24 protein-coding genes are annotated in these 23,567 nt (G+C 61.4%); 14 read left to right on the top strand and 10 right to left on the bottom strand.

Translation table 11 applies throughout. The annotated features are described in order from the left end of the window. Positions 1-81 precede the first annotated feature (81 nt). The 7 genes from R2855_03305 to R2855_03275 all read left to right on the top strand — a co-directional run bounded on the left by R2855_03305 (position 82) and on the right by R2855_03275 (position 4,280). The gene (locus tag R2855_03305; GenBank protein MEZ4530035.1) at positions 82-723 is read left to right on the top strand and encodes a Uma2 family endonuclease; all 642 of its coding nucleotides are present in this window, start codon (positions 82-84) and stop codon (positions 721-723) included. A 20-nt stretch (positions 724-743) separates the two neighbouring features. Next, positions 744-1,391, top strand: a complete 648-nt coding sequence (locus R2855_03300; protein ID MEZ4530034.1) for a Uma2 family endonuclease — start codon at positions 744-746, stop codon at positions 1,389-1,391. Continuing rightward, positions 1,378-2,151 (top strand): SDR family oxidoreductase, encoded by a 774-nt coding sequence (locus R2855_03295; protein ID MEZ4530033.1) that lies wholly within the window; start codon positions 1,378-1,380, stop codon positions 2,149-2,151. Before R2855_03300 ends, R2855_03295 begins: the two co-directional genes overlap by 14 nt. An 89-nt stretch (positions 2,152-2,240) precedes the next feature. Continuing rightward, positions 2,241-2,579: an AbrB/MazE/SpoVT family DNA-binding domain-containing protein gene (locus R2855_03290; protein MEZ4530032.1), complete on the top strand. Its 339-nt coding sequence runs from the start codon at positions 2,241-2,243 to the stop codon at positions 2,577-2,579. Further along, the gene (locus tag R2855_03285) at positions 2,576-3,052 is read left to right on the top strand and encodes a PIN domain-containing protein (GenBank protein ID MEZ4530031.1); all 477 of its coding nucleotides are present in this window, start codon (positions 2,576-2,578) and stop codon (positions 3,050-3,052) included. The genes R2855_03290 and R2855_03285 overlap by 4 nt, the downstream gene beginning before the upstream one ends. Next, complete coding sequence (locus R2855_03280) at positions 3,052-3,357, top strand: DUF6416 domain-containing protein (protein MEZ4530030.1); 306 nt, start codon at positions 3,052-3,054, stop codon at positions 3,355-3,357. Before R2855_03285 ends, R2855_03280 begins: the two co-directional genes overlap by 1 nt. A 14-nt stretch (positions 3,358-3,371) precedes the next feature. After that, a complete protein-coding gene (locus R2855_03275) occupies positions 3,372-4,280 on the top strand; it encodes an LLM class flavin-dependent oxidoreductase (GenBank protein MEZ4530029.1) in 909 nt (302 codons plus the stop codon). A 1,920-nt stretch (positions 4,281-6,200) separates the two neighbouring features. Here R2855_03275 and R2855_03270 read toward each other — a convergent pair. After that, positions 6,201-7,454 carry an MFS transporter gene (locus tag R2855_03270; GenBank protein MEZ4530028.1) on the bottom strand — a complete coding sequence of 418 codons (1,254 nt, stop codon included), beginning with the start codon at positions 7,452-7,454 and terminating at the stop codon, positions 6,201-6,203. Between the two features lie 465 nt (positions 7,455-7,919). On the opposite strand from R2855_03270, the gene R2855_03265 reads away from it, so the two are divergent. The 3 genes from R2855_03265 to R2855_03255 all read left to right on the top strand — a co-directional run bounded on the left by R2855_03265 (position 7,920) and on the right by R2855_03255 (position 10,942). Next, on the top strand, positions 7,920-8,729 hold the full coding sequence (locus R2855_03265) for an SH3 domain-containing protein (GenBank protein MEZ4530027.1): 810 nt from the start codon (positions 7,920-7,922) through the stop codon (positions 8,727-8,729). Between the two features lie 324 nt (positions 8,730-9,053). Then, positions 9,054-9,422 carry a cupin domain-containing protein gene (locus tag R2855_03260; protein MEZ4530026.1) on the top strand — a complete coding sequence of 123 codons (369 nt, stop codon included), beginning with the start codon at positions 9,054-9,056 and terminating at the stop codon, positions 9,420-9,422. Positions 9,423-9,862: 440 nt separating this feature from the next. After that, the gene (locus R2855_03255) at positions 9,863-10,942 is read left to right on the top strand and encodes a nitrilase-related carbon-nitrogen hydrolase (GenBank protein ID MEZ4530025.1); all 1,080 of its coding nucleotides are present in this window, start codon (positions 9,863-9,865) and stop codon (positions 10,940-10,942) included. Here the strand turns inward: R2855_03255 and R2855_03250 are convergent. The 5 genes from R2855_03250 to R2855_03230 form a co-directional block, all read right to left on the bottom strand. After that, positions 10,860-11,261, bottom strand: a complete 402-nt coding sequence (locus R2855_03250; protein ID MEZ4530024.1) for a hypothetical protein — start codon at positions 11,259-11,261, stop codon at positions 10,860-10,862. The genes R2855_03255 and R2855_03250 overlap by 83 nt on opposite strands. Further along, positions 11,258-11,839, bottom strand: a complete 582-nt coding sequence (locus R2855_03245; GenBank protein ID MEZ4530023.1) for an LLM class flavin-dependent oxidoreductase — start codon at positions 11,837-11,839, stop codon at positions 11,258-11,260. Before R2855_03245 ends, R2855_03250 begins: the two co-directional genes overlap by 4 nt. Positions 11,840-11,888: 49 nt before the next feature. Next, on the bottom strand, positions 11,889-12,113 hold the full coding sequence (locus tag R2855_03240) for a hypothetical protein (protein ID MEZ4530022.1): 225 nt from the start codon (positions 12,111-12,113) through the stop codon (positions 11,889-11,891). Beyond that, complete coding sequence (locus R2855_03235; protein ID MEZ4530021.1) at positions 12,110-12,340, bottom strand: hypothetical protein; 231 nt, start codon at positions 12,338-12,340, stop codon at positions 12,110-12,112. Before R2855_03235 ends, R2855_03240 begins: the two co-directional genes overlap by 4 nt. A gap of 193 nt (positions 12,341-12,533) precedes the next feature. After that, a complete protein-coding gene (locus R2855_03230) occupies positions 12,534-12,833 on the bottom strand; it encodes a type II toxin-antitoxin system prevent-host-death family antitoxin (GenBank protein MEZ4530020.1) in 300 nt (99 codons plus the stop codon). Between the two features lie 647 nt (positions 12,834-13,480). On the opposite strand from R2855_03230, the gene R2855_03225 reads away from it, so the two are divergent. Continuing rightward, a complete protein-coding gene (locus R2855_03225; GenBank protein MEZ4530019.1) occupies positions 13,481-14,002 on the top strand; it encodes a hypothetical protein in 522 nt (173 codons plus the stop codon). Beyond that, on the top strand, positions 13,974-14,750 hold the full coding sequence (locus R2855_03220; protein ID MEZ4530018.1) for a hypothetical protein: 777 nt from the start codon (positions 13,974-13,976) through the stop codon (positions 14,748-14,750). The genes R2855_03225 and R2855_03220 overlap by 29 nt, the downstream gene beginning before the upstream one ends. Positions 14,751-15,246: 496 nt before the next feature. On the opposite strand, the gene R2855_03215 is transcribed toward R2855_03220, so the two are convergent. The 4 genes from R2855_03215 to R2855_03200 all read right to left on the bottom strand — a co-directional run bounded on the left by R2855_03215 (position 15,247) and on the right by R2855_03200 (position 20,202). Then, positions 15,247-16,095 carry an ATP-binding protein gene (locus R2855_03215; GenBank protein ID MEZ4530017.1) on the bottom strand — a complete coding sequence of 283 codons (849 nt, stop codon included), beginning with the start codon at positions 16,093-16,095 and terminating at the stop codon, positions 15,247-15,249. Then, the gene (locus tag R2855_03210) at positions 16,092-16,328 is read right to left on the bottom strand and encodes a putative DNA binding domain-containing protein (protein MEZ4530016.1); all 237 of its coding nucleotides are present in this window, start codon (positions 16,326-16,328) and stop codon (positions 16,092-16,094) included. The genes R2855_03215 and R2855_03210 overlap by 4 nt, the downstream gene beginning before the upstream one ends. Positions 16,329-19,336: 3,008 nt before the next feature. After that, positions 19,337-19,621 carry a type I restriction-modification system subunit M N-terminal domain-containing protein gene (locus R2855_03205; protein ID MEZ4530015.1) on the bottom strand — a complete coding sequence of 95 codons (285 nt, stop codon included), beginning with the start codon at positions 19,619-19,621 and terminating at the stop codon, positions 19,337-19,339. A gap of 335 nt (positions 19,622-19,956) precedes the next feature. Beyond that, positions 19,957-20,202 carry a DUF6582 domain-containing protein gene (locus R2855_03200; protein ID MEZ4530014.1) on the bottom strand — a complete coding sequence of 82 codons (246 nt, stop codon included), beginning with the start codon at positions 20,200-20,202 and terminating at the stop codon, positions 19,957-19,959. Positions 20,203-20,400: 198 nt separating this feature from the next. On the opposite strand from R2855_03200, the gene R2855_03195 reads away from it, so the two are divergent. After that, positions 20,401-20,964, top strand: a complete 564-nt coding sequence (locus R2855_03195; protein ID MEZ4530013.1) for a sigma-70 family RNA polymerase sigma factor — start codon at positions 20,401-20,403, stop codon at positions 20,962-20,964. Then, positions 20,957-23,542, top strand: coding sequence for a PQQ-binding-like beta-propeller repeat protein (locus R2855_03190; GenBank protein ID MEZ4530012.1), 2,586 nt, complete (start codon positions 20,957-20,959; stop codon positions 23,540-23,542). Before R2855_03195 ends, R2855_03190 begins: the two co-directional genes overlap by 8 nt. Positions 23,543-23,567 lie beyond the last annotated feature (25 nt).

The raw sequence follows: 23,567 nt of genomic DNA, 5'->3' as shown, positions 1-23,567 counted from the left end.
TTCTTCCATCTTATGCGGCGGCATTCGTCCACGCAAGCGGTATAGAATCGATCCATTCGCATCCGGAAAGGCAACACGGCCATGGTGACAGCAACGCAACCCGATCTCATCCCCGAAGCATTTCGCGAGATCGCGCTTCAGCGCCCGCTCGATGCCGACGATCTCCGGTCGTTCCCAGATGATCGAAACCGCTACGAGATCATTGGAGGACAGCTCATCGTGTCTCCTTCACCGTCGACGCGGCATCAGCACGTCTTGCTGGAACTCGCGAGCGCGCTCCGCAGCTATCTCGCGAGTCAGCAGTCAGGAAGGATTTATGTCGCACCGCTAGACGTCCGGCTTTCGTTTTACGACGTGGTCCAGCCCGATCTTCTCGTGGTGCTCGACGACAGGAAGGAGATCGTTCAGGAACACGGTATCGTTGGACCGCCGAATCTGGTCGTCGAGATCCTTTCGCCATCGTCGAAAACGACGGATCGCGTGGACAAGGCCGCGCTTTACGCCAGCAGCGGTGTCCAGGAGTATTGGATCGTCGACCCAATGGCCGAAACGGTGACCGTCTATGGTCTCGACGGCGATCGTTTCGCTCCCTCCGCGACCTTGAAGCGCAGCGCGGATTTGTACTCAGTCGTGCTCCAGGGATTCGTACTTGACCTCGATACCATTTTCCCGGATACGCCGCCAGCGCGTTCTGTGGAACTGCCTGGTGAGACTGACGAGTAACGCAGAATCGAGCAACTACCATGGTTACGGCAACCAACTATCCCGATGCGCTCGAGACCCTTCGCGGGCTCGCGCGTCCGCTGACGGCCAGCGATCTCGAATCGCTCCCCGACGATGGCAACCGCTATGAGCTGATTGGAGGACAACTCTTCGTGTCGCCTTCGCCGAACACCGCGCATCAGCGCATCTCTATGAAGCTCGGGAGCGCGCTCAGTGCCTTCCTCATGGTGACAACGAGCGGTGAAGCATTCGCCGCTCCCATGGATGTTCATCTTTCAGCAAGGGATGTTGTTCAACCGGACCTGCTGGTTGTGCTGAACGAGCGGGCAGACATCGTGCAACAACACGGAATCGTGGGAGCGCCCGACCTTGTCATCGAAATCGTCTCTCCGTCGTCGACCCGCATGGACTATCTCCGCAAGTCGAAACTCTATGAGCACTACGGCGTACGGGAATACTGGATCGTCGATCCGATCGAAGAGATGGTGAGCATCCAGCGGCTCGAAGACGGTGTATACGTGTTGCTGGACGGTTTCGGCCGCGACGACACGCTGCGATCGCCCCTCCTCGAGGGTTTCGAGCTCGATCTCGCGCTGATCTTCCCAGAGACACCGGCGGCAGGCGACGTACACGGAGAGGAATTCCAATCCACCGATGACAACCAGTAACCCCCGACGGCTCGAAGGCAAGACCGCGCTGGTCACCGGCAGCACCCGCGGTCTTGGCCGCACGATCGCCGAGTGGTTGGCCCGCGAAGGCGCCAACATCATCGTCTCCGGCCGCGAGCAGCATGCCGTCGATGCCTCTGTGCAGGCGATTCGTGACATTGGCAGCGAGGCCCATGGCATCCCTGCCGATCTGGCCATCATGTCCGACACCGAGCGGCTGGCGATCGAAACGCTGGCGTATGCGCCAAGCCTCGACATTCTGGTCAACAACGCCGGTATGAGCATTCGCCAGTCCTTCTGGGAGGTGTCGGCGGAGCAGTTCGACGAGCAGCTCAATGTCAACTGGCGCTCGCCCTTCGTGCTCAACCAACACATCGCCAGGAACATGATCGAGAAAGGCATCCACGGGCGCATCGTCAACATCAGCACCATCGGCGCGCGCGCCTGCCACACCGATGCGCTCGTCTACGACGCTGCCAAGGGCGCGGTCGAGGTCATGACCCGCAACATGGCGTACGAGCTCGGTCCCTACGGCATCAGCGTGAATTGCGTTTCCCCCGGAAACATCGGCGACCGTCCCGGATCGCCTCCTGCCGACTGGTGGGAGCGCGGCGCCAGGATGATTCCTCTCGGCCGCATCGGCAAGGCAGACGATATCGCCGCCGCGGTGCTCTTCTTCTGCTTGCCGGAATCCGGTTTCACCACTGGACAGACCCTGCTCGTCGACGGCGCGCACGACACCTATCTTCCCGAGTTCTAGGCGCTCGCCCTGGTCTTCAGTGAAGCGTTCATTGAAAGCTCCGGCGGCGCGGCGTACTATCGGTGCACGCTGCGAACCGGAGAAGAACGATGACCGCAACGAAACCCAAATCTGAACAACGCACGTCCGGCAAGATCTACCGCGCCAAGGTCACCGGCCGCCATGCCATCACCCTCCCGGCGGAGCTCTGTCGCACGCTTGGCATCGAAGTGGGAGATACGGTCGAACTCGAAATCCGAGACGGCACGGTCCAACTTCGGCCCGCTCGAGAGCCGCGAATCTATACGCTCGAGGAGCTTCGTGGAATCCTGCGACCGTTCTTCAAGGACTGGGAGGATATCCAGCAGCACATCAGAGAGTTGCGGGACGAATGGGATGACTTCGAGGATCCGGTTGAGCCTCCAGTGGAAAAGAGCACGGCTGGTTGACCAGACTCGATTCCGTTTGTGCCACAGCGGCGCAACTGGGTGTGCCAGTTGCGCTGGACAGTTCGGCGCTCATCGCATTTCTCACAGACGAGCAACCTCTGGGCCCGCTTGTCGCGAAGTTCACCAGCAACAAGGTGAGGCTCGTCTTGTCAGCGATCGTCATATCCGAGTCAATTGTTCGCACGGCTCGGTTTGTGGAACGATCGTTCCTGGATTCGGTCGCGCTGTCCCTTCAGGCGGACCCCAATTTCCTGGTCATTCCGTTTGGTGCAGAACAGATCGTCGAAACAGCGCTCGTTCGGGTGGAAACCCGCCTCAAGTTCCCAGATGCTGCCATCATTGCCACTGCCCGTCTCGCCGGAGCGATCGCCATTGTCGGCAACGACCGCGCCTGGCAAAACAAACCGCTCGGAATTCAGTACATTCACCTCGACGATGTCGCGCGCGAACAGCAGCAAGAGGAAATGCATTGATGGCCGAGACCCTGCAAGACAAACCAACCCTCGCAACCGAGTTCTACGGGCTCGTCACTCCGGGCCAACCGCGCGAGCTGCTCGACTATCTCATCGACCATCCGGGCACGAGAATGAACGCTGAAGCATTGCAGGCCGCGTTGCAGTTTCCGCAGCACAAGGATGTGGCGCTGGCTGCCTATTCCATCGGTGAGACCGCGGCCGCGCTCGGACTCGAGCGTCCCTGGACCGAAGGCCAAACCGGCTACGAGATGAGTGCCGAAACCGCCGCGCTCCTGGCCCAGGCGCGCGCCGGAAACGCGTAGAAGGTGGTGCTCCCATGCCCGACTACGGCCGCCCGATCGAATTCGGCATCTTTCTCGAACCCGCTGCGGCCCAGTCCGCCTCCATCCTCGCCACCATCGAGTTGATCGACGAGCTGGGTTTCGACTGGATCGCTATTCAGGACCACCCCTACAACCGGCAACAACTCGACGCGATGACTCTGATCGGGATGGGGCTTGCCCGCACCGAGCGAGTGCGATTCGTTCCCGATGTCGCCACGCTCTCGCTGCGGCCGCCCACCATGCTCGCCAATCAGGCGGTCACGCTCGATCTGCTCGGCAATGGCCGTTTCGAGCTGGGACTCGGCGCCGGCGCGTTCTGGGACGCCATCGAAGCGATGGGCGGCCCGCGCCGCACACCCGGTGAGGCCTACGCCTCCATGGACGAGGCTATCGACATCCTGCGCGCTGCCTTCGACGGCGCTCGGTCCGTTGACTATGACGGGGAGATTTATCAGATCCATGGCTGGCGGCCGGGTCCGGCGCCCGCCCACCGGATCGGCATCTGGCTCGGGGTCGTGGGGCCGCGCGCCCTCGCGCTCACCGGCCGCAAGGCCGATGGCTGGGTGCCCTCGCTCGGCTATGTCCCGCCCGCCGCCGCGCGCGACGCGATGGCGACGATCGACCGCGCCGCCATCGCCGCCGACCGCAATCCGGCCTCCATCCGCCGCGCCTACAACATCTGGGGCGGCTTCACCGATACCCCACCCGCTCCCATCGACGAAACCAGCAGCGAATTCTCAGGTTCGTCCGAGGCCTGGATCGGGTTCCTCACGCACCTCGCGACCGAAATCGGCTTCGACACCTTCCTCTTCGGCGTCCCGCCGGATCCCGCGCTCCTGCGACGCATCGCCACGGAGATCCTTCCGGAGGTCCGAGAACACGTCGGTTCCCGGCGCTGCTGAAGCGAAAAGCGTCCGAATCAGCACCGGACGTGAATGATGGCCAACCGCACCAGCGACGATGTCGTCGCTGGTGCGCAACATGCCTTCTGTCCGGTTGCCATGAGAAAAAGTTGTGATCAGCCATCAGTGGGGCGGAGCGGAAATGCAAGTGATGTTGATTGTATTAGCATCTACCCGCTGATATGCTCAGATGAACCGAACCGATAAGAACGACAACGGCGCACGCCTTCGTTGGAGGGCAAGGTCATGGATGATCGGCGGTTTGACGCACTGACCCGACGTCTCGGGCAAAATGGCTCGCGGCGTTCCCTACTAAAGTCGCTGATTGGCCTGGGCGGCCTGGCGGCGACAGGCGCCGTCCTACGCGACACCGAAGCTGCCCGCCGCGGATTCTCCGGACCATCACTTTTCAAGTCGTCGCCAACCGCCACCATGGCACCCTCGAGTATCCCAACGAACACGCCGGTTCCGGCAACCAATACTCCGGCTCCTGTCCCGACCGAAACGCCAGTTTCCTGCGGCCCCTCTGGTGTCTGTTGTTCGTCAAACGCCGAGTGCAAGGCTATTCCCACCTATTGCGAATCAACCGCACAGTATCCGTTGCTCTGGCGGTACTACTTATGCGGCTCTCCGGGCATGTGCACATTGACCGCTCATGTTTGTAACAACGCCAGCCACAACTGTGAGATCGATGTCTGCGGCGATCAGACAGGTTGCGCAGTGGCTGACGTCCAACCTGGTGAGATTGGTTCTGAGGGTGCCGTCTGCTGTACCGACGATAGCCACTGCGCCGGACTTCCTGGCCACTGTGTGGGAGACGACTGGCACTACTACAGCTGCAACGGGTATCAGTGTAGAGAACAGTTAACGAACTGCGGAGCAGGGTTATGTAGCGACCCGCTCGGCTGCCAAGTCCTTGAGTCCGGGTAGCATCGAGAGGAACGCGTCGTTCGACCTGTGACCGGCAGCGGAAGGAAAATCGGAACGTCGGAGGGCGCAAACACTCCGGCGTTCTGGTGGGTAACGGGCTGCCCGAGCCGGACCAGACTGGGTCGGTATCCATCGAGCGTTTCAAGAAAGGCGGTCCGGCGTTCGGCCGAGGCATAGAGCGTGGAAACGCGTTAGTTCGGGTCGTCATATCGACCCATGCCGACAAACGCCAGCGGCCTTTTCGTCGGCCCAGACGGCACGCTCTATGTCGTGGAAGAAGGCAACAACCGCATCCTCGAACTCCAGCTCCCGCCGTTGGAGCCGTAGCGCATGCTGGTGTGCTGACGTGGGTGAGAACCCCTTGTGATCCACTGCAACCCGATCTCCGAGCTGGAGACCGGGTTGCCACCCCCATCATTCCACTCACACCCCCACCCCCCCCGTCATTCCGACCCTAACCCCCCCCCCCGTCATTCCGACCGAAGCGGAGGAATCTCCCCCGGCGCATGCCCCCCGAAGCCCGCTCGCCCAGCCGGAGCGGTGGGCATGCGCAGCAAGCGGTCTCTCCACTCCGCCTGCGGGCTCCGGTCGAGACGACGCAGTCGTCATTCCGACCGAAGTGGAGGAATCTCTCCCGGCGCATGCCCCCGAAGCCCGGTCGCCCGTCCGGAGCGGTGGGCATGCGCAGCAAGCGGTTTCTCCACTCCGCCTGCGGGCTCCGGTCGAGACGACGAGCGCCCGGTGCCCCGCCTCCAGCAGCGCGGCCGGCCGCGAGGCCCGGTATCCTGTACAGCGTTGTTGCATCCTTCTTCTGCGCCCACCCTCCGGCGTGACCCCGTTACTCAGTACATCGGATCAACCGTCCTTATGAAGCCCAGTGCCTTGCCACGCGTACTTGCAGACCTCCGTGTCTGCAGTAAGGCCAAGCAGACACGGAGGTCCGAAACTACGAACGCACGGGCGTGACACTCACCGAGGAATGATTCCGGCTCAGGAAACGCGCTCTCGCATCGACCGTCCTGCCCCCAAGACGAACACCCCCGCCAGCAGCGACACCGCGCCGAGTCCCCAAAACACCGGCTGATACCCGCCAAACGCCGCGAACGCGACCCCTGCCGCCACCGGGGCCAGCGCCCGCGCGATATTCAGCACGAACGCCAGCGCCCCGTTGATCGCCCCGAAGCTCCGCCGTCCATAGAAATCCGCGATCAGGATCGGCCGCATCAGGGTCACCACCCCACGTCCCATCCCCAACATCACCACGGCCACCAACACCCCCGCATTCGCCTCCCAAAGCAGCAGGATCCCCACGGCCACCGCCTGCAGCGCGAAGACGATCGCCGTCAAGGTCACTTGCGACACCCGATCCCCCAGAATCGTCGCCAGCACCCGCGCCGCCACCTGCGCCGCCCCGATCAACCCGGTCGCGAACGCCGCGAATTCGAGCCCGTCCCCGCGCGCGGTCAGAAACGCGATCAGGTACACCCCCACCGCAATCGTGGAAAACGTCCCCAGCGCGAACCCTGCCGCCAGCCACCAGAATGTCGGATCGCGCAGCGCCACCCGCAGCTCCGTCCCCGCCGGTTCCGCCAGAGGCGCGCGATCGACCGGGTGCGCGCGTCGCTCCCCATCTGGGTGCAACCCATAGTCCTCCGGTTGCCGCCGCAAGAAGACCGCATGCGGGAGCACCGCGAACACCAGCAACATCCCGGCCAGCGTCACCAGCGCCGTGCGCCACCCTTGCGTCCGCTCGAGCCATGCCGCCAGCGGCAAGAAGATCGTGCTCGCGAAACCCGCCGCGATGGTCACCAGCAGAAACGCCTTCGCGCGATCCCGCTCGAACCATGCTGTCACCGCTGTGAAGGCGGGATCGTACAGCGTGGCCGCCATCGCCAATCCCATGCCGACCCAGATGCCGTACCAGACCAGCGTGCTTCCCACCTGCGACCATGCCAGCACCATCGCTGCCCCCAGCAGCGACCCACCCGTCATCAACCAGCGCGGCCCGCGCCGGTCGATCCAGCGCCCCACGAACGGCGCCGCGAACCCGGACACCAGCAACGCCAGCGAATAGGCTCCGGTCAGTTGCGCATCCGACCAGCCCAGCTCCGCCCGCATCGGCACCAGAAAGACCGAGAAGACATAGAAAAGCACACCCCACGAGACCGTCTCGGTCACCGCCAGCGTCCCCACGATCACCCAACCGTAGTAGAACCGTCCCCCCAGCCACGCCACGACCGACATTTCCGCTCCCGTTCTCGTTCGATACGCGCAAGCTTGCCACGCCCGCCACCCTGCGCGCGCCACCCCGTTTTCGTTCGTCTCATGCGGTGCTTTTCCGGCACACGTGCGGGGTTTGATCACCCTCGAAACCGGAATCGGAATCCCGAGAGCGGCTGCAGGCGCTTCTTGCGCCAGAAAGGGGTGCGTACGTTCGCCGCGAGAAAACCGGGTTCCCAGGTTGTGGATATTGCCCGCGGGTCAATTCACAAATCGTTCAGAACGTGCGAAAATGTACGTGTACCCCGTACCGCAAACGGCTCAGTATTCCCTTGCGCTGAGCATGCTTTGGGAGGGATTTCCCGACCAGAGCGGCGATTTTTCGCCATGCCTGCCGGCTCCCGTACGTGCAGAGCGTATCGAACCTGGTTGGTCGTGCTCCCACCGCAACCGTGCAGAAGGGGGCTCCGCAGTGTCACGGGGGAAGGTATGAAGGACTCGAGTGTGGCGATCTCCAGGCGGGGGATCTTTCGGCTGGCGCTGATCGCGGCGTTCCTGCTGGCAGGGGTGGGCGCTTCGCCCGTTGGCACGTCGGCCTCCGGCGGCGGAGTAGTCGACGGCGGCAATCTCTACATCGGCGCAACCGCGGTGGTGAATTCCGGACCGCTCAATCTGCGCGCTGGCGCGGGCACCGGGTACGCCATCGTGGAAGTCCTCTACGAGGGCGCCTACGTCGAAGTGCTGGACGGTCCCTATAGCGCCAATGGCTACAAGTGGTGGGAGGTCTATGTCGACGCCTCCGGCAGCGTCGGATACGTGGCCGGCGTCTACCTGACCGTCGTTTCCAGTGGACCGTTCTCCATCGGCGATACGGTCTATGTCACCAGCGACACGCTCAATGTGCGCTCCGGTCCGGGCACCGGTTATTCCATCATCGACACCATCTCCTACGGAACGAACGGCCTGATCATCGACGGCCCGATTTCCGCCGATGGCTATGTCTGGTACGAGATCGAGTACGTCGGCGGCACCTACGTTGGTTGGGTGGCAAGCGAGTACCTCGCCCTTGTGACGATCGACGGTATCTACATTGGCGCGACCGTCTATGTGGCGACCGACAGCCTGAACGTCCGTTCCGGACCCGGCACCGGCTACACCATCGAAAGCACCCTCTCCTACGGTACCGAGGGCTACGTCATCGACGGTCCGGTCTACGCCAACGGCTATACCTGGTGGCAGATCGAATATCTCGGCGGCTACGTCGGTTGGGCCGCGGGAGAGTATCTCGGACTCGTCTAGCGCCGCGCATCGGCACGGCGGACGAGCAGGCGCCCCCGGATTGCTCGTCCCCAATCGCGCTCGGTCCGCGCCGAGCCCACATCTTTCGCTCGCATGTGGCCCAGGCCAGCGCCCCACCGCTGGCCTGGGCTTTTTCTCGCGCAATCGTCCCCCTGATGCCAAACGTTCTCAGCAAAAATACGGATGCGCGCGCCCCGTTCTCTGCGCACACTGCAGAAAACCGCACCGAGTTCCACCGCCGCCCCAACCATTGGAATCAGCGCCGGGCGGCCGAATCCGCTGCAGGGCGCAGCGGTCAACGGTGCGATCGAGGAGGCTGCAACCATGACGGGAATCACGACCATCGCCTTCGATCACCCAGACGAATCGCGCACCTTTGCCCATGGGCGGTCGGACATCGTGCGAGTCGGCAATTCGGCAATTGCCCAGATCAGTCTCGAGCCGAAATGGCATTGGGCGGACGATGTGAAACCGCTGGTCGGCACCGACACCTGCCAGGTGCGCCATGTTGGCTATCTGGTCTCCGGCCGGTTGCGGGTCACCATGGACGACGGATCCGAGCTGGAGATCTCCCCCGGCCAGGCATACGTCATCGAACCCGGTCATGACGCCTTCGTGGTCGGCAACGACAAGGTGGTGGCGGTCGAATTCTCCACCGAAGCCGCGGAAACCTACGCCAAGACCGGCCGCTAGCCCAGCGCCGCTGTCCTCGCAGCGCGCTGGCGATCCCATCATCCTCGTCCCAACCAGCACCCGCGGGCGGAGCGGAAGACCTGCCTGCTTCCACAAACTCCGCCCAGCGGCATCCCCACGCGCCCGACGATCACCCCACCGGCGGTTTCGTCTGCCTCCAAGATCTCCCAGTGTACACTTTCGCTAGTTGCCAGTTGCCAGTCGCTAGTCGTCTGTTGCCCGGGCTGGTTACCAGTCGTCAGTTGGCAGTTGCTAGTCGCCAGTTGCTCGCTACTTGTTACGAACTGCCAGTCGCCCGTCACTCGTCACCATTTCCTACTTCCTATTTCCCAATCTCCTATTTCCCAATCTCCCATTTCCTGTTTACATTTCCACCATCGTCTCCGGACTCCGGACTCCGGACCCCGAACTCCGAACTCACCACCCCCGAGGTGCCAACCATGACCGAACACCACATCGTCCGCGTCGCTGTCGTCCAGGCCGCGCCCGTCGCCTTCGATCTGGAGAAAACGCTGGAGAAAACTCGCGTCCTCGCCGCCAAAGCGAAGGCCAGGGGCGCCCAGCTCGTCCTCTTCCCAGAGGCGTTCGTCTCGGCCTATCCACGCGGCGCCGGGTTCGGCGCGGTCGTTGGATCGCGCACCGATGCCGGCCGCGAGCTCTTCCGCCGCTACCATGAATCGTCGGTCGACGTGCCCGGCCCGGCCACGGACACCCTGGGCGCCATCGCTCGCGACAACGCCATCTACCTCGTTATCGGCGTCATCGAACGCGACGGCGGCACCCTCTATTGCACCGTTCTCTTCTTCGACCCTGCCGGAACCCTCATGGGCAAGCACCGCAAACTCATGCCCACCGCCTCCGAGCGCCTCGTCTGGGGCCAGGGCGACGGGTCCACCCTCCCGGTTTTCGACACCCCCGTCGGCAAGATCGGCGCGGTCATCTGCTGGGAAAACTACATGCCCCTGCTACGCACCGCGATGTACGCCAAAGGCATCCAGATCTATTGCGCGCCCACGGCCGACGCCCGCGACAGCTGGCTCGCCTCCATGCGCCACATCGCCACCGAAGGGCGTTGTTTCGTCCTCTCCTGCAACCAATACGCCCTGCGCAGCGACTATCCGGACGACTACGACACCTCGTTCAGTAACGAACCGGACGCCGTCTACTCTCGCGGCGGGAGTTGCATCGTCAACCCGCTCGGCGAGATCATCGCCGGTCCAGACTACGAGGGGGAAACCATCCTTACCGCCGATCTCGACCTGCGCGAGATCGCCCGTGGCAAATTCGACCTCGATGTCATCGGGCACTACGCCCGCCCAGACATCTTCCAACTGACGGTCGATGAATCGCCCACCGCCACCGTCACCTACGGAGGTCATCCTGACGAAGGACGGATCTCCTCGCCGCAGCGAGTGTCCAGCGGTGATCAGGACTCGCTCAGTCGGTCCGCATCCGCTCGATCTCCGCAGCCGGCACATCCATCGTATCGCCCGGAATCGACGGCCAGCGGACCGTCATGACCACGCAATCCTCCAGCGCCCGCCATCGGTGCGGCACGCCCGGACCCCAGATGAGGTAATCGCCCGGCTGTTCCAGGATCACCACCTGCTGCGGCAGCTCGATCTCGTGCCGCCCCGACGCCAGCACCACCAGCGACGTTCCCGTCTGGCACGCGGTCCAGTCCGACTCGCCGAAGCCCGCGGCATACGTGCCCCATTTGACTTCGACGACATCCGAGTGCCGCAACCCCTCCGGCACGAAATGCCCCAGCAGCCACCCGCGAAACGGATTGGCATCCTCCCGCGCGTTGCCGGTTGTCCAGCCCCGTGCCTGGCTCACGACGCCTGGCGCAGCTTGGGCAGCAGATCGACCACTACCTCGTCGAAGACCTCCTTCTGCCCCGGATTACGCGGCCAGGGCAGGCGGAAGTCGGTGAACCCCAGCGCCCGATAGGCATGAAAGTGCTCTTCGAACTTCGCTGGCGATTCCAGGAAGACCCGCGCCGGGCTGACCGAGCGCACGATCGTCGCCGGATCGCGCCCGATCTCGAGACAGGCCTTGTCCAGGTTCTTGCTGGCGGTCCCCGCCTCGTCCAGGTCGCCGACCGAGTTCCAGATGTCGGCATACTTGGCCACCAACCGCATCATGCGCGGTTTGGTGCCACCGATCAGCACCGGCAACTTCCCCTGGGACGACTTCGGCTCGAAGGGCGCATCGATCAGCTCGTAGTGCTTGCCGAGATAGGTAACCCGCTCCTTCGATTGAAGGAGATCCCAGATCTCGAGCGCTTCCTCGAACCGGTCGACTCTGGTCTTCGGGTCGTAGAGCTCCCAGCTATAGGCCTCGTGCTCGCGCCGGGTCCACCCGGCGCCCACCCCGAAGGTCACCCGCCCGCCGGAGATTTCATCGACGGTCATCGCCTGGAAGCTTCAGGAGAAAGACCGGATTGCGATAGGTGTTCCCTCATTATTCATCACCCCAGCCAACCTCGGCTCCTGTCTGGGGAGCGAGCGCCGCCAGCATGGTGTAGGCCTCGTGGGTCGGCTCGCGCACATCGAAGAGCCCATAGAAGTGATCGACCACATCGAAACTGTCCCACCCGGTTTGCTCGGTGGTGACGATTCGGTAGGAAAGCTCCGCGAAGCTCGCCCGCTGTCCGCAGACGATGCCAAACCGGATTGGGTGTGTCATTCCGCCATCTCCATCGCTTCGACCGGCGTCATGGTACGGCAGAACAACCTACCGCGCTCCCGTTGTTGCTTGTCCCAGGTGACCAGCGGCAGATCGAGCGTTGCTGCGAGCGCCAGAAAGACGGCATCCGAACCGCGAATGCTGGCATGCCGCGCGATGTCGGCAGCCAGCAGTCCCAGGGGCAACGAAATCGAATGAAGAGTGAACAGCTGGATCGAAGATATCATCTCGAGAATGTCGGCAATGACCTGCTCTGGCGCCCAATTCTCGAAAGCACCCCAGCGAATTCGGCCGGAAAATGCGCAGGAACGTGCAAGCGAACATCACCGAAGCGCACGAGATCCATGAACGGCTGGGTCTCGCGAAAATGGACATCTGCGGGGAGCACCCCCGCAAGCCAGATACTCGTATCGACAACGATCACGAACGCCCGGCGATGGCGAGATCCTCGTCGTCCGGCGAGATTTCCATGCGCTCCACGTTCAGAAGCTCCACCACATCGATCGGATCCGGACCCATCTGTGCGGCAAGGTTTTGTCGAAGCTTGTCCAGTCGCTCCCAAAAGGCATCGCTCTCCCCCTGAGAGCGTTTCTGCTTGGGCACAAGGGTCGCCACAACCTCGCCGCGATAGGTAATGTCGATGGTTTCGCCATTGTCCCGGACGCGACGCACGATCTCGCTGGTGTGTTCTTTCAACTCACGAACGCCGACCGATGTCATCGGAGTGCTCCTCTTGATGTGACCACATTTGTGACTACATGGCGAGTGTAAAGATGGCACCTTCGACTGATCCGAGGGACTGACGACTGACAACTTGTGACTCGAAATGGCGGTGGGATCGACCATGACGCTCGGGAGAGCCGGGATCCAGCACCGAGTGTGACGGTAACCAGCCCGGGCACGATCCGTTGCTGCCCAGGCCCGCGCTCGTTGCCAAACGTGCTGCTTATCCATGATAGTAGAACATCTGTTCTTATTTGTCAAGGGGGTTTGGGGCGGATTTTTGCACTAGGGGTGGAGACGGGAGGGCACGGAGGCCCTTCGCTGCGGAGGGGTTGGGCTTCTGTCGGGGAGTGTGGTCCTGAAAGATGAGAGATCCTTCGACTTCGCTCAGGATGACGGGGTGGGGGGACGAGAGATCCTTCGACTTCGCTCAGGATGACGGGGTGGGGGACGAGAGATCCTTCGACTTCGCTCAGGATGACGGCGGGTGGGAGACGAGGGAGATCCTTCGATCCTTCGCTCAGGATGACTGTGCCCGGCGAGCTCATTGGCTCCTCACGCGGCTGATACACTCATCGTAACGACCACACACCCACGTTTCTCAGTTGTCTCGACTGCCAATCTCGATGAATGGAATGCTCTGCATGGAAGATTCCCAATTCGATCGATTCACCCAGGCGCTTGCGAGCGGGCAATCACGCCGCTCCGCAATCAAGATCGCGCTGGGACTGGGCGGAATTGCCGCGCTCGGCGGGCGAGCGCCAGAGGCCGATGCCGCTCGCCGGCCCACCCCAACTCCCAAACCGGTCAAATGTCCCGGCAATCAGACTTGGGACGGAAGCGCCTGCGTCTGCCCCGACGGCGATACGAAATGCGGCCCTGATTGCTGTCCCGATGGCCAAGCGACCTGCTGCGACAACGCCTGCTGCTACGGCACCTGTTCCAGTGAGGAAATTTGCTGCTCGACTGGCGAAATCCCGTGCGGAAAGAACTGCTGCGGAACGGGCACCAGATGCGTCCATGGAAATTGTTTCGATGACCCATGCCGGACCATAGGCGAGCCATGCGCCGTGAACGGCGACTGTTGTGGCGTCGACGCCTATGCCGTGTGCGAGTTTTCCGAGAGTCAGGGTCACGATGTCTGCGCCTATTCGAGTCTCACCTGATGCGAGGACCGTCTGGCTGGCGGGCGCGACGCTATTCGGCGCAGAAGTGCTCCCATTCGGAGGTCGTCGTTCCGATGCGGGATTCGTGACCGTTGGAGAGGATGACGATGGCGTTGTGCCAGAAGAGCTGGGGGATGGTGGTCTTGTAGTCGCGCAAGTTGTCGTCGTAGGCGTCTTTGGCGGGTTTGGTGAGCGCTTTGAGCTCGACGAGGACGAGGGGGAGACCGTTGACGAAACCGATGAGATCGGGACGTTTGGTATAGGGATCGCCAGCAACTCACATCTGGGAGGCGAGGAAGAAATCGTTGTTGGCGGGGCGGTCCCAGTCGATGACGCGGACGATCTCGACGCGCTCGCGGCCCTGGGAATCGGGAACGGTGACCTTGACGCTATCGCGCAGGAGATTCCAGAGGTCGTGGTTGGCGTGGACGGGGTGGTTGGCGGAACGGTCCTGGGAGAGCTCGGTGACGGCCTGGTCGATGGCGGCGGTCGGGAGGTTGGGGTTGAGTCGGGTAAGGGCGGATCGGAGGCGGGTGGCCAGGACGACATCGTGCCGGGTTTCGCGGCCGAGCGGGTTGGCGGGTCCGCAGAGCTCGTCGAAGCAGGACTGGGTCTGCCATCCGAGGTCGGCGAAGAGGGCGATGGCTGGTTGTTCGACGAGGGTGTTTTCGGAATAGTCGGTTTGCACCCCGGGACCTTTGTTCCTGTGCGGTTCTGTCGCTCCAGGATAGTATTGGATTTGGAGTGAGTTCGACGCGGAATCACACGGATTGACACCGAATCTCACACCATCTCACTGCGAGATCTGCGGAATCACACGGAATCACACGGAATCACACGGAATCACACGGATTGGTAACCGGAGCGAGCGTGTCTCGAACAGATTTGATCGACCGCGAGCAGTGGACGGATTGCCGGCCCCGAACCGTTCCCGTTAACAACCACCGAGATGCTCTTGCTTTCCTGCGTTATAGACGAGTCCCAACATCTTCAGTATCTGCGGTTGTCTGCACAGTACGCGGCGCGGAAGGTTTTCGTCAACAGCAGATCCATGAGTTCCCGCAAAGGTATCGGCCCATGCTCCGCAAGTGTGTTCCAGAATGGCTTGTTGAAGAGAGGGGACAAGTCCGTATCGACGCGGCTTGGCGCGCGAGACGCGGTTGGGCGGAATCCGAACCGTGAAGGAATGTGGGAGTGGAAACGAACTCAGGCGGGGCAGACCGGCCGATTGGTTCAGCCATCGATCATGCGCAGGGTTCCACTGCCCAACGATTCGATGATTCCCTGCCGGTAAAGACATGCGCAATCACTGGATTCCAACTGCGCGACTGGTGCGGCGCCAGGAGATCGTCGATCGCTATGCCAAACCGCAGCGGTCCGGTGCTGGTGATTTCCAGGCGGTCGTCGTAGATCGCCAGATCGATGCCTCCCCCGATGGCGGCATAGTCGCGGTGGCAGATTGCATTCGCCATTGCCTCACGGAGCGCCGCGGTGGGATAGAGCGGTTCGTCGATTCGTTCGATGAGATTCGGAACGATGCGGCCCGCGACCGGCAGATGATCGATCCAGAATTGTTGCGCCCGAGCGAACACGTCGAAGGCGTTTCCAACGAACTGCCGATTGTCCAGGAACTCGCTTTTCGTCGTGCCTCGAAAACGCGCCAGGCGAAGCAGGCATTGCGGATACGAGACACGAAGGCGATCTTCTTTGCCAAACAACACCATCGCAGCATTGAGAATGCGTCCATCCTTCAGCAGACCCAGGCCAAGAAGGAGCGGTTCGATATCACGCGTGAGTGGATCTGACAGCCGTTGCCGTCGGATCGCCTCTTCGACCGTCATGACGATCTGGCGATGATCGAGGTCAGCGAGTGTGAAACCGGCGGCTGGCCGGCTTTCCCAACTATCGGAACGGTGCGCTTCGTCGATGATCCGCTGTCGATAGAGGTCCGAGGGCATGCGCGAGGTGGTCTTGCCCAGACGCTGGTAGGGAACACCGCCGAAGGTATGCGTGCGCACTGACGCTGGGCACGCGACTATCACAACAGCGCGACCGTTCTCCAGACTCACCGTATCGATGCTGATATCCGTCATTGGCTCGATGCGGCGAACACCATTTGCGACACGTTCAAGTGTTGGTCTCCGACCTCCTGCCCGCGAACATCGCCGCCATCGGTAATGCCGAAGAAGACGAACCCGGGCGATCCGGTGTTCAGGACTCCGCAGACGGACTGCAACCCGGAATCTAGTTCGGCCGTGGACGCCTTGAATTCCAATGCTTCGGATTCGCCGCCGGCGGCGAGTTGGAGAAGGTCTGCTTCGTTCATGACGCAACGATGCGCGACTTGCCCGTCGAGCTGCAGGATGATCGAGTTGGATCTCAGTGGGTAAGTACAGCCGAAAGGTGGTCAGGACGGCATCGTTGCAGGTTTCGCGGCCGAGGATTGGTGGGCCCGCAGAGTTCGTCCAAGCAGGACTGGGCCTGCCATCAGAGGTCGGCGAAGCGCGATAGTCGGTTGCTCGATCAGGGTGTTTTCGGAGTAGTCAGACATTTCGTCCCGGGACTACGCCCCGGAAGGTCAGATTGACCGTGAGCATAGACCAATTCATACTTGTCGAAGTCTCATCTACCGTGCAGAAGTAGATCTTTCGCCGTCCCACAGAGCCGGCGATGGCTTTCTCCTGTTGACGCACATTCTGGAATCAGGGAACCCAAGGTTGAAACCATGGGCTCAAACTCCTTGAAATGGCAGACCGCTTCCAGATTTGACTCTGTCTCCGCAGTGGATTTGGGTCTGCCATCCGAGGGCGGCGAAGAAACTCGATGGCTGGTTGTTCGACGAGGGTGTTTTCGGAATAGGTGAGCGACTGCTCGGAGGCTTTCTACTTTCTGAAGTGAGACACGGGATGTCTATTACACTGGCCTGAACGCAATGGCACCACTATCCAGTTCCACTCAGGCGGGAAGACGCTGGCGTCTATGCTTGGTCAGAGTCGAGTATCTCCGGGCCAAACAGAATGAGACTCCAGGATTCGCTCCCTCCCGTTTCGCATCTGCTGCAACTACAACCTGAACTGCCTGCGAAAGCAGCGACGGGCGTTCTCGCCAGACCACATCCTCAGCGGCTCCTGCACGCCACTTCCGGTATCGAGATTGCCTTCTGCAATCGAAGATAGTGTTCTTCGGTCACAATTCTAAATCGTGCGCCCGTCGAACATCGCTTGCGCTGACACCTGCCACTTGCTCTTGGGTGGAAGCGAACTCCTCAAGTGTCCCACTCCAAACATCATTAGCAAACTCTTCAGCCGGAAGCAATAAAGCTCCAGCAGCAAATGTGACACATTGTTCTAACTTCTTGAATGACTCTCGATCACGCACATATACCTGTTCCACATGGCGATGGAGCACAAATGGCCAAGCTCATGCACTCAGATCAGACCTTGAGCGAGCGGCAGACTTGCTATTGTTAAGGACAACGTACGCTCTGTCGCCATTCCATTGCGAGAGCCCATCTAATTCGCGGTCAGCCAAGAATAGCTGTCTGTGAGACTCCTCTGCCTCAAGCAGGTTCATAAATTCGGGAATAGTTGATCCCAACCGAAAAGTGTTGCCTCACGTCTTGCTAGCAGCGTCTTCGATTGCCAGGGGGACAGTACATCCAACTTGCCTAACTCATTCCAAGACGGGATCGTGCAATCTGCTTGCTCCACGATCGAGTCAACCGCGACCGTGAATTCTTCCAACAGCTCAAGATACGCACCTGACCTGTCGCGCTATTGTGTCCAGCGTGCTCACCATCGACCGAAAGACCGGAGATTGCTTTCCGCTTTGAATCGGATCTGAAGGAAGAAATCGGTGGCATCCGCAGCGCAACCCGGAAAGCATGAGAAGTGAATCAGCAGTTGGAAAAACCGATCTCGCTCATATCGAAGAAATCATCTCTGGGCTCAAGCCGGTCAAGGTAGCCCGTGCGTTTGGCTCTCTACTTCCGTAGTGCCCGCGCTTGCTGAAGTCTGTGGCTCGAAAACCCATTTACGCCAGTGGACATCAACCAGATTTCCTCGCTGAATCTTCTCAGTCGTAGCCCGAAGGTAGGCTCCCGGAAGCAACCACAACCCAATTGTTGATCGAGTAACATATTCTCTCTAAGCAACAGGTCGTGAAACAGCAAGTTCGCTACCTGCATTCCGGGTCGGGATGTGGAGATCCAGATAGGCTGCACGAAATGGATCCTGGCGGCTAGGGTGATGCGTGACGATCCCAAAAATCGGTCCAATTCGTTAGGAAGTAATGACGGACCAGATTCTGGGAAGAATGAGAGCAGCTGTGAGCTTTGGGCGAGCGTTTCACGAAGAAGCGCGCCTTGGGAGTCTGCGCCGCGCGTAGTGCATTGAACGAGAACGAAAGGTCCAAGCCTTGCCGAAGAATGGCACGGCAGACCGGATTTGAGTTCATACTCAGCTCCGTTGTGATATCTTGGGGGCCTTCGTCACAAGCCCGGCCAGTTGGCTTCTGAACGCCCGGCGGGCTTGGGGCCAATACTGTCTTCCAATAAGGTTCTTCAGAATACTGCGCCACGAATGCGTCCGCTGCCAGTACGAGGACTCAATGGAGGCTCGAATAGCGGCTATCAGGTCGAGCGTGACGTATTCCTCAACAGCCTTTGGATTGCGATCTCGTTCACGATTCACCTCGGTTGACAATTACGTACGTGTCCACAATATTCGGATATGCATCCTGTTTTGTCAACCACGAGGGGGTCGTTCAAGGAGTGAACAGCCTAGCCAGGTGCAATCGGCGGGTCTTCTCTATTGTCGCGTTGATCTCGAGTGTTTTCAAAATGGCTCGGAGAGTAGCACGCCTCCTCAGAAAGCGATTGAGTATGTCAGGAGATGGAATGGTGATCGCTAATCCCGTTAAAACGGCCGCTCGCACTTTGGCGTGTTGTTCCGGAGCTGGCTCCGCCGATGTAATCCTGATGGCGATCAGAAAGCAAGAGAAGTAAAACAAGTAGTACGGCGGCAAATATGAGACAATCCAATCTGCAAGCGAACCAGGTACGAGGCTAAGACCGCGTTGGTGTCCTTCTCGTTATCCCAGCACCCGGATCTGCCATACGGATTAGCACGATGTCACCTCGCTTGAGGATACTTTTGGAAGTTGCTGGGGATCGATTTTGCGGTACGGGACGCGATCCCAGTCGATGAACGTCGACTTGCTGATCCATCCCCCTCAAGAACTTGGGCCCGACTGGTTTCTCCGTTGCCGATGTTGTGTAGCCGTATTGTGTCTTTACTAGGTCTCCCAGCGGCTTGACTTCCCACCCCTCCGGGATCAAGCCCAGCTCGCTTTCGACGAGGGGACCGATTCGTGGCCGGGGTAGCGGAAGTGGACGAACCATTCGCGGTAGAGGCGCTGGGCCATTTCCTCGAGGATGGTAACGCAGCGGGTGTTGTTTTCGATTAGGTCGTCGTAGGCGGAGAGGGTGTCGGCGTATTTGAGGAAGATGAGGCCGAGGACGGGAGTGGAATATTCGGAGGAACGGAGGCCGGAGTTGGCGCGCAGGGTGTCGGCCACCTTCCAGAGGCGGGATTCGATGTCTTTGAATTCGGTTGCCATGAGTGGGCACGACTCCGCGGGTGCGTGGGGTTGGGTTGGTTCGGTTGCGTGAGTATGCGGGGGAATGGTGGGGTCGTCAACGGGGGATAGGTGGAGGCAGCGGGTCGACCCGGGGAGTGAGCCGATCCGACGCCCCACCCGGAGTCGAAACCCCGGGCTCACAGAGCGAAGTCCCTCCGGGACTGAGCGTGCTTTGCCCATCGTCCAGTCCTGAAGGGACGTTGCTTCGATAGCGTGGTCATGTTCTTGCCGCTCCATGGTGGAGGAAGACCGGGTCCTGGAAGAGCAAGAGGTCCTTCCACTCCGCCTGCGGGCTCCGGTCGGGACGACGGGGGCTATTCCGGCTCGAGGTGGATGCCGTAGCTCTCGGCGGCGTGGCGGATGCGGTTCTTGATGGTTTCCAGGTCTTTGGTGCTGTACTCGTCGGCGTTGCGGGGCATGTGGATATAGCTCCAGGCGGCGCGGACGTGTTCTTCGGTGTCGATGGGGTACTTCTTGTTGGTGGGATCGGCGAATTGGACGTCGCCGTACTTGCGTTCGCCTTCGTTGGGATAGACGTCGTTTCGTTTCTCGATAGCCATTTTGCGTGCCTCCATGGATGCGGTCACGTGACCGCAATCGCAATGGTACGGCCCGAAGCTGGTGGCGCGCCGAATCTGACATGACCCGACATGGTGGGCGCGGACCTGTCACACTCTGCGAATTCCCACGTTTGTAGAGCGAGAAGCATTGAGTCCCAGGCATTCGTGGGGTCCGGTGTGTTCACAGGCGAAACGCTGATGACCGAGAAGCTGCACAGCTCGGAGGCGATGCGGACGGCGGGGTCGATCGTCGAGGTCGATACCTTCGAAGCCGTCTATCGTGCCTGGGCGCCGCAGGTGCATGCCTACTGTTATCGCCGGCTGCGGAGTGTCGAAAATGCCGAGGATGCCACGAGCCAAACCTTTCAGCAGGCGTTTCGGGGCCGGGCAGGATTCCAGGGGGGATCGGTGCCGGCGTGGTTGTTTCGCATTGCCGAGCGCGTCATCGTCGATTTCCACCGGGCGAATCGGCTGCCCAGCGCGTTTCCCTACGTGACCGAGATGGTCGATACGGCTCCCGGGCCGGACACCCAGGTCATTCAGCTCGATGAAGCGGCCCGTCTCAGCCAGGCGATCGCGAACCTTCCGGAGGCGCGGCGCCGGATCATCGAGCTGCGGCTCGCCGGGCTGACCAGCCCGGAGATTGCCCAGATCCTCGATCGCTCGCCCGCATGGGTGCGGACCAATCAGCGTCGCGCCGTGCTGCAACTGCAGGCGGTCTTGCAGGACGCTCCGGACCGAGGAGGGACGAGCGATGTCTGATCGCGCGACGCCGCAACTGGAACTCGACCTGGATGCGTTCTGGAACGATCTCGTCACCGGCCAGCAGCCTACGCGTCGCGAGACTTCTGAAATGGAATCGGTCCGGCGAATGATCGCGCAGACGTCAGCGCCCGAACCGGCGCCGGGCTTCCTGGACGATCTCTGGGCGCGGTTACTGGAGAGCGAACAGCCGGAATCGGTGATTCCCGCAGCGGCGCAGCCAACCGCGCCAGTTGCGCCATCCATTGTGCCGATGCCCGTTCGGTCCGAAACGCGGCCGAAGTCCAGGCGTTGGCGTTGGGGCAGCTTCGCGGCGGCGGTGGCCGCGTTGCTGGCGATCGCAGCCGTCAGCGCGATTCTTTTTCTGGATCGGCGCAACGATGGCGCTCCGTCGCCTGGCGCTCAGCGATGGACGATGTCCGGGGGCGGTCCCGGCAAGACCAACAGCAATCCGGACGCGCCGGCGATTGCCGAACCGAATGTGCAGTGGCGGGTCGAAACCGATGGGCGCATCGACGGCGTTCCAGTCGTGGCCGACGGCGCGGTGTTCATTGGCAATCGGGAGCATCACATGTATGCCCTCGATGCCGAAACGGGAATGCAGCGATGGGACGTGAATCTGCGCAAACCGATCACGGGAAGTGCCGCAATCGGGGAGGGCATCGTGGTGGTGGGGACCACGGCAAGCTTGTTCGGGCTCGATGCGCAGACAGGCGCAACGATTTGGCAGCGGGATGATCTCGTCGCGGTCTCCGATCCAACGATCGTCGATGGCGCGATCTTCCTGGTCGATGATGGCAACCAGTTGCGGTCGCTCGATCTCGAGACTGGAGCGGATCGCTGGGCCACGGATCCGTTTGCCGACGCGCCGGCATTTGCGATCGACGAGCGCTCGGGGCGGATATTCGTCGCCACGCCGGGCGGCATGTTGCGCGCGCTGGCAACAGCGGACGGCGCGGAACTTTGGGCGGTCGATCCCGGTCCCGGCCTGTTCGGAAGTCCGCTGGTCGATGGCGACGCAGTGGTGGTTTCGGTCGCGGGTGGTGTGCTGCTCGTGGATGGGGAAACCGGCGCGACCGGTCCCGTGAACGTTACCGGTTTCGAAAGTTATCCCACAGTGACTCCGATCCTCGCGTTTGTAGACGATTTGCTGATTGCGAGTACCGAGCAGATGGTCATTGCATATGACCCAGATACGCTGGAAGTTGTGTGGGTCAACCAGCAGCTTGGTGATTTGACCGGGGACATGTCCACGGGTGCGGGCAGCATCTACTTGACCGGCAAGGACCGCACGCTGACGGCAGTCGAGTTGGCAACGGGTGATGTGCAGTGGACCCTTCCGCTGGATGAAGTCGCTCAGGGAGCGCCCGCGGTTACCAGTGAGCGGTTGTTCATCGCCACCCGTGCAGGTTCCGTCTATGCCATCGGAGGAGAGGCTCCCTCGATCCTGAATGCTCCGCTGGCTGAGACAGCGTCAGCAACGGAGGGTCCCGTTACCGCGCTTTGGAAGAGCTCGGGCGGTCCGAACGCGTTGAAGAATCCAACTGGTATCGCGGTCTCCCCATCCGGCGAGGTCTGGGTGTGCGATACGGCCAACGACCGGCTGCAGATCTTCGATGCCGAAGGGAACTTCCTGCGGGAGTTCGGGTCACACGGTTCCGAGCCGGGGCAGTTCGATTTCGGCGAAGAGACCGCGGAGATGGATGGCTATGTTCCGCTCGGCAACGCGTGCGACATCGCGTTCGATGCTTCTGGGGCGCTCTATGTTGTGGACGCGGCCAACTTCCGGGTACAGCGATTTCCGGCGAGCGCGTTCGGGTGGATGGCGAACGCCTGTTGCACGATCCGCGCGGCAGGCACGAGTTATGCGTACCCGGCGAGCGGCGCGCAACCCGACCTGATCGTCGGTTCAGAAGGGCGTGGAGCGGGAGCGTTCCTGTTCCCGAGCGATGTTGCGGTTGCGCCGAATGGCGACATCTTTGTCGGGGATCGGCTCCGGCTCGATGTGCAGCGGTTCGACGCGAATGGCCAATATCAGGAAACCCTTGGGAAACCGGTCGGTGACGACCCGTTCGAAGCCGGGACGTTCCTGAGCATCAATGGCATCGCGGTCGACGATCATGGCCGTCTCCATGTTGTTGATGGAGACACCCAGGAAGTCGATCGTTTGGAAGCCGATGGCGCCTGGACGACGATCGCACTCACCCGCGAGGACTACCGCATCAACGGCATCGCGGTGGACGAAGATGGCAATCTCTTCGTCGCGCAGATCAATGCCTTCGGTGGCTCGTTCAGCATCTACGACCCGAATGGAACGTTGCTGGAGCGGGTGGGTTCCGGCGGGGCCGAACTCGGCCAGTTCGATGGGACGACGGGCGTTGCGCTCGATGGGCTCGGGAATGTCTATGCAACCGATTGGGGTATGAATCGGTTCCAGAAATTCGCAATCGATTACCCGCGGCTGGAAGCAACCGTCGCGGAACCTGGCAGCGGGAGCTTGCCGCCGATCAGCAATCTCGCTGACTCTGAAAAACCTCTGGATGAACGGGCGTCGTTGCACGCGCCTCGCGGGCGATAGCCTTGTCCGTTCGACCGGAAAGCGA

This window comes from Thermomicrobiales bacterium (assembly GCA_041390825.1).
Classification (GTDB): domain Bacteria; phylum Chloroflexota; class Chloroflexia; order Thermomicrobiales; family UBA6265; genus JAMLHN01.
Note: the sequence above shows the minus strand (reverse complement) of the source record. Positions and strands in the feature narration are given on the sequence as shown.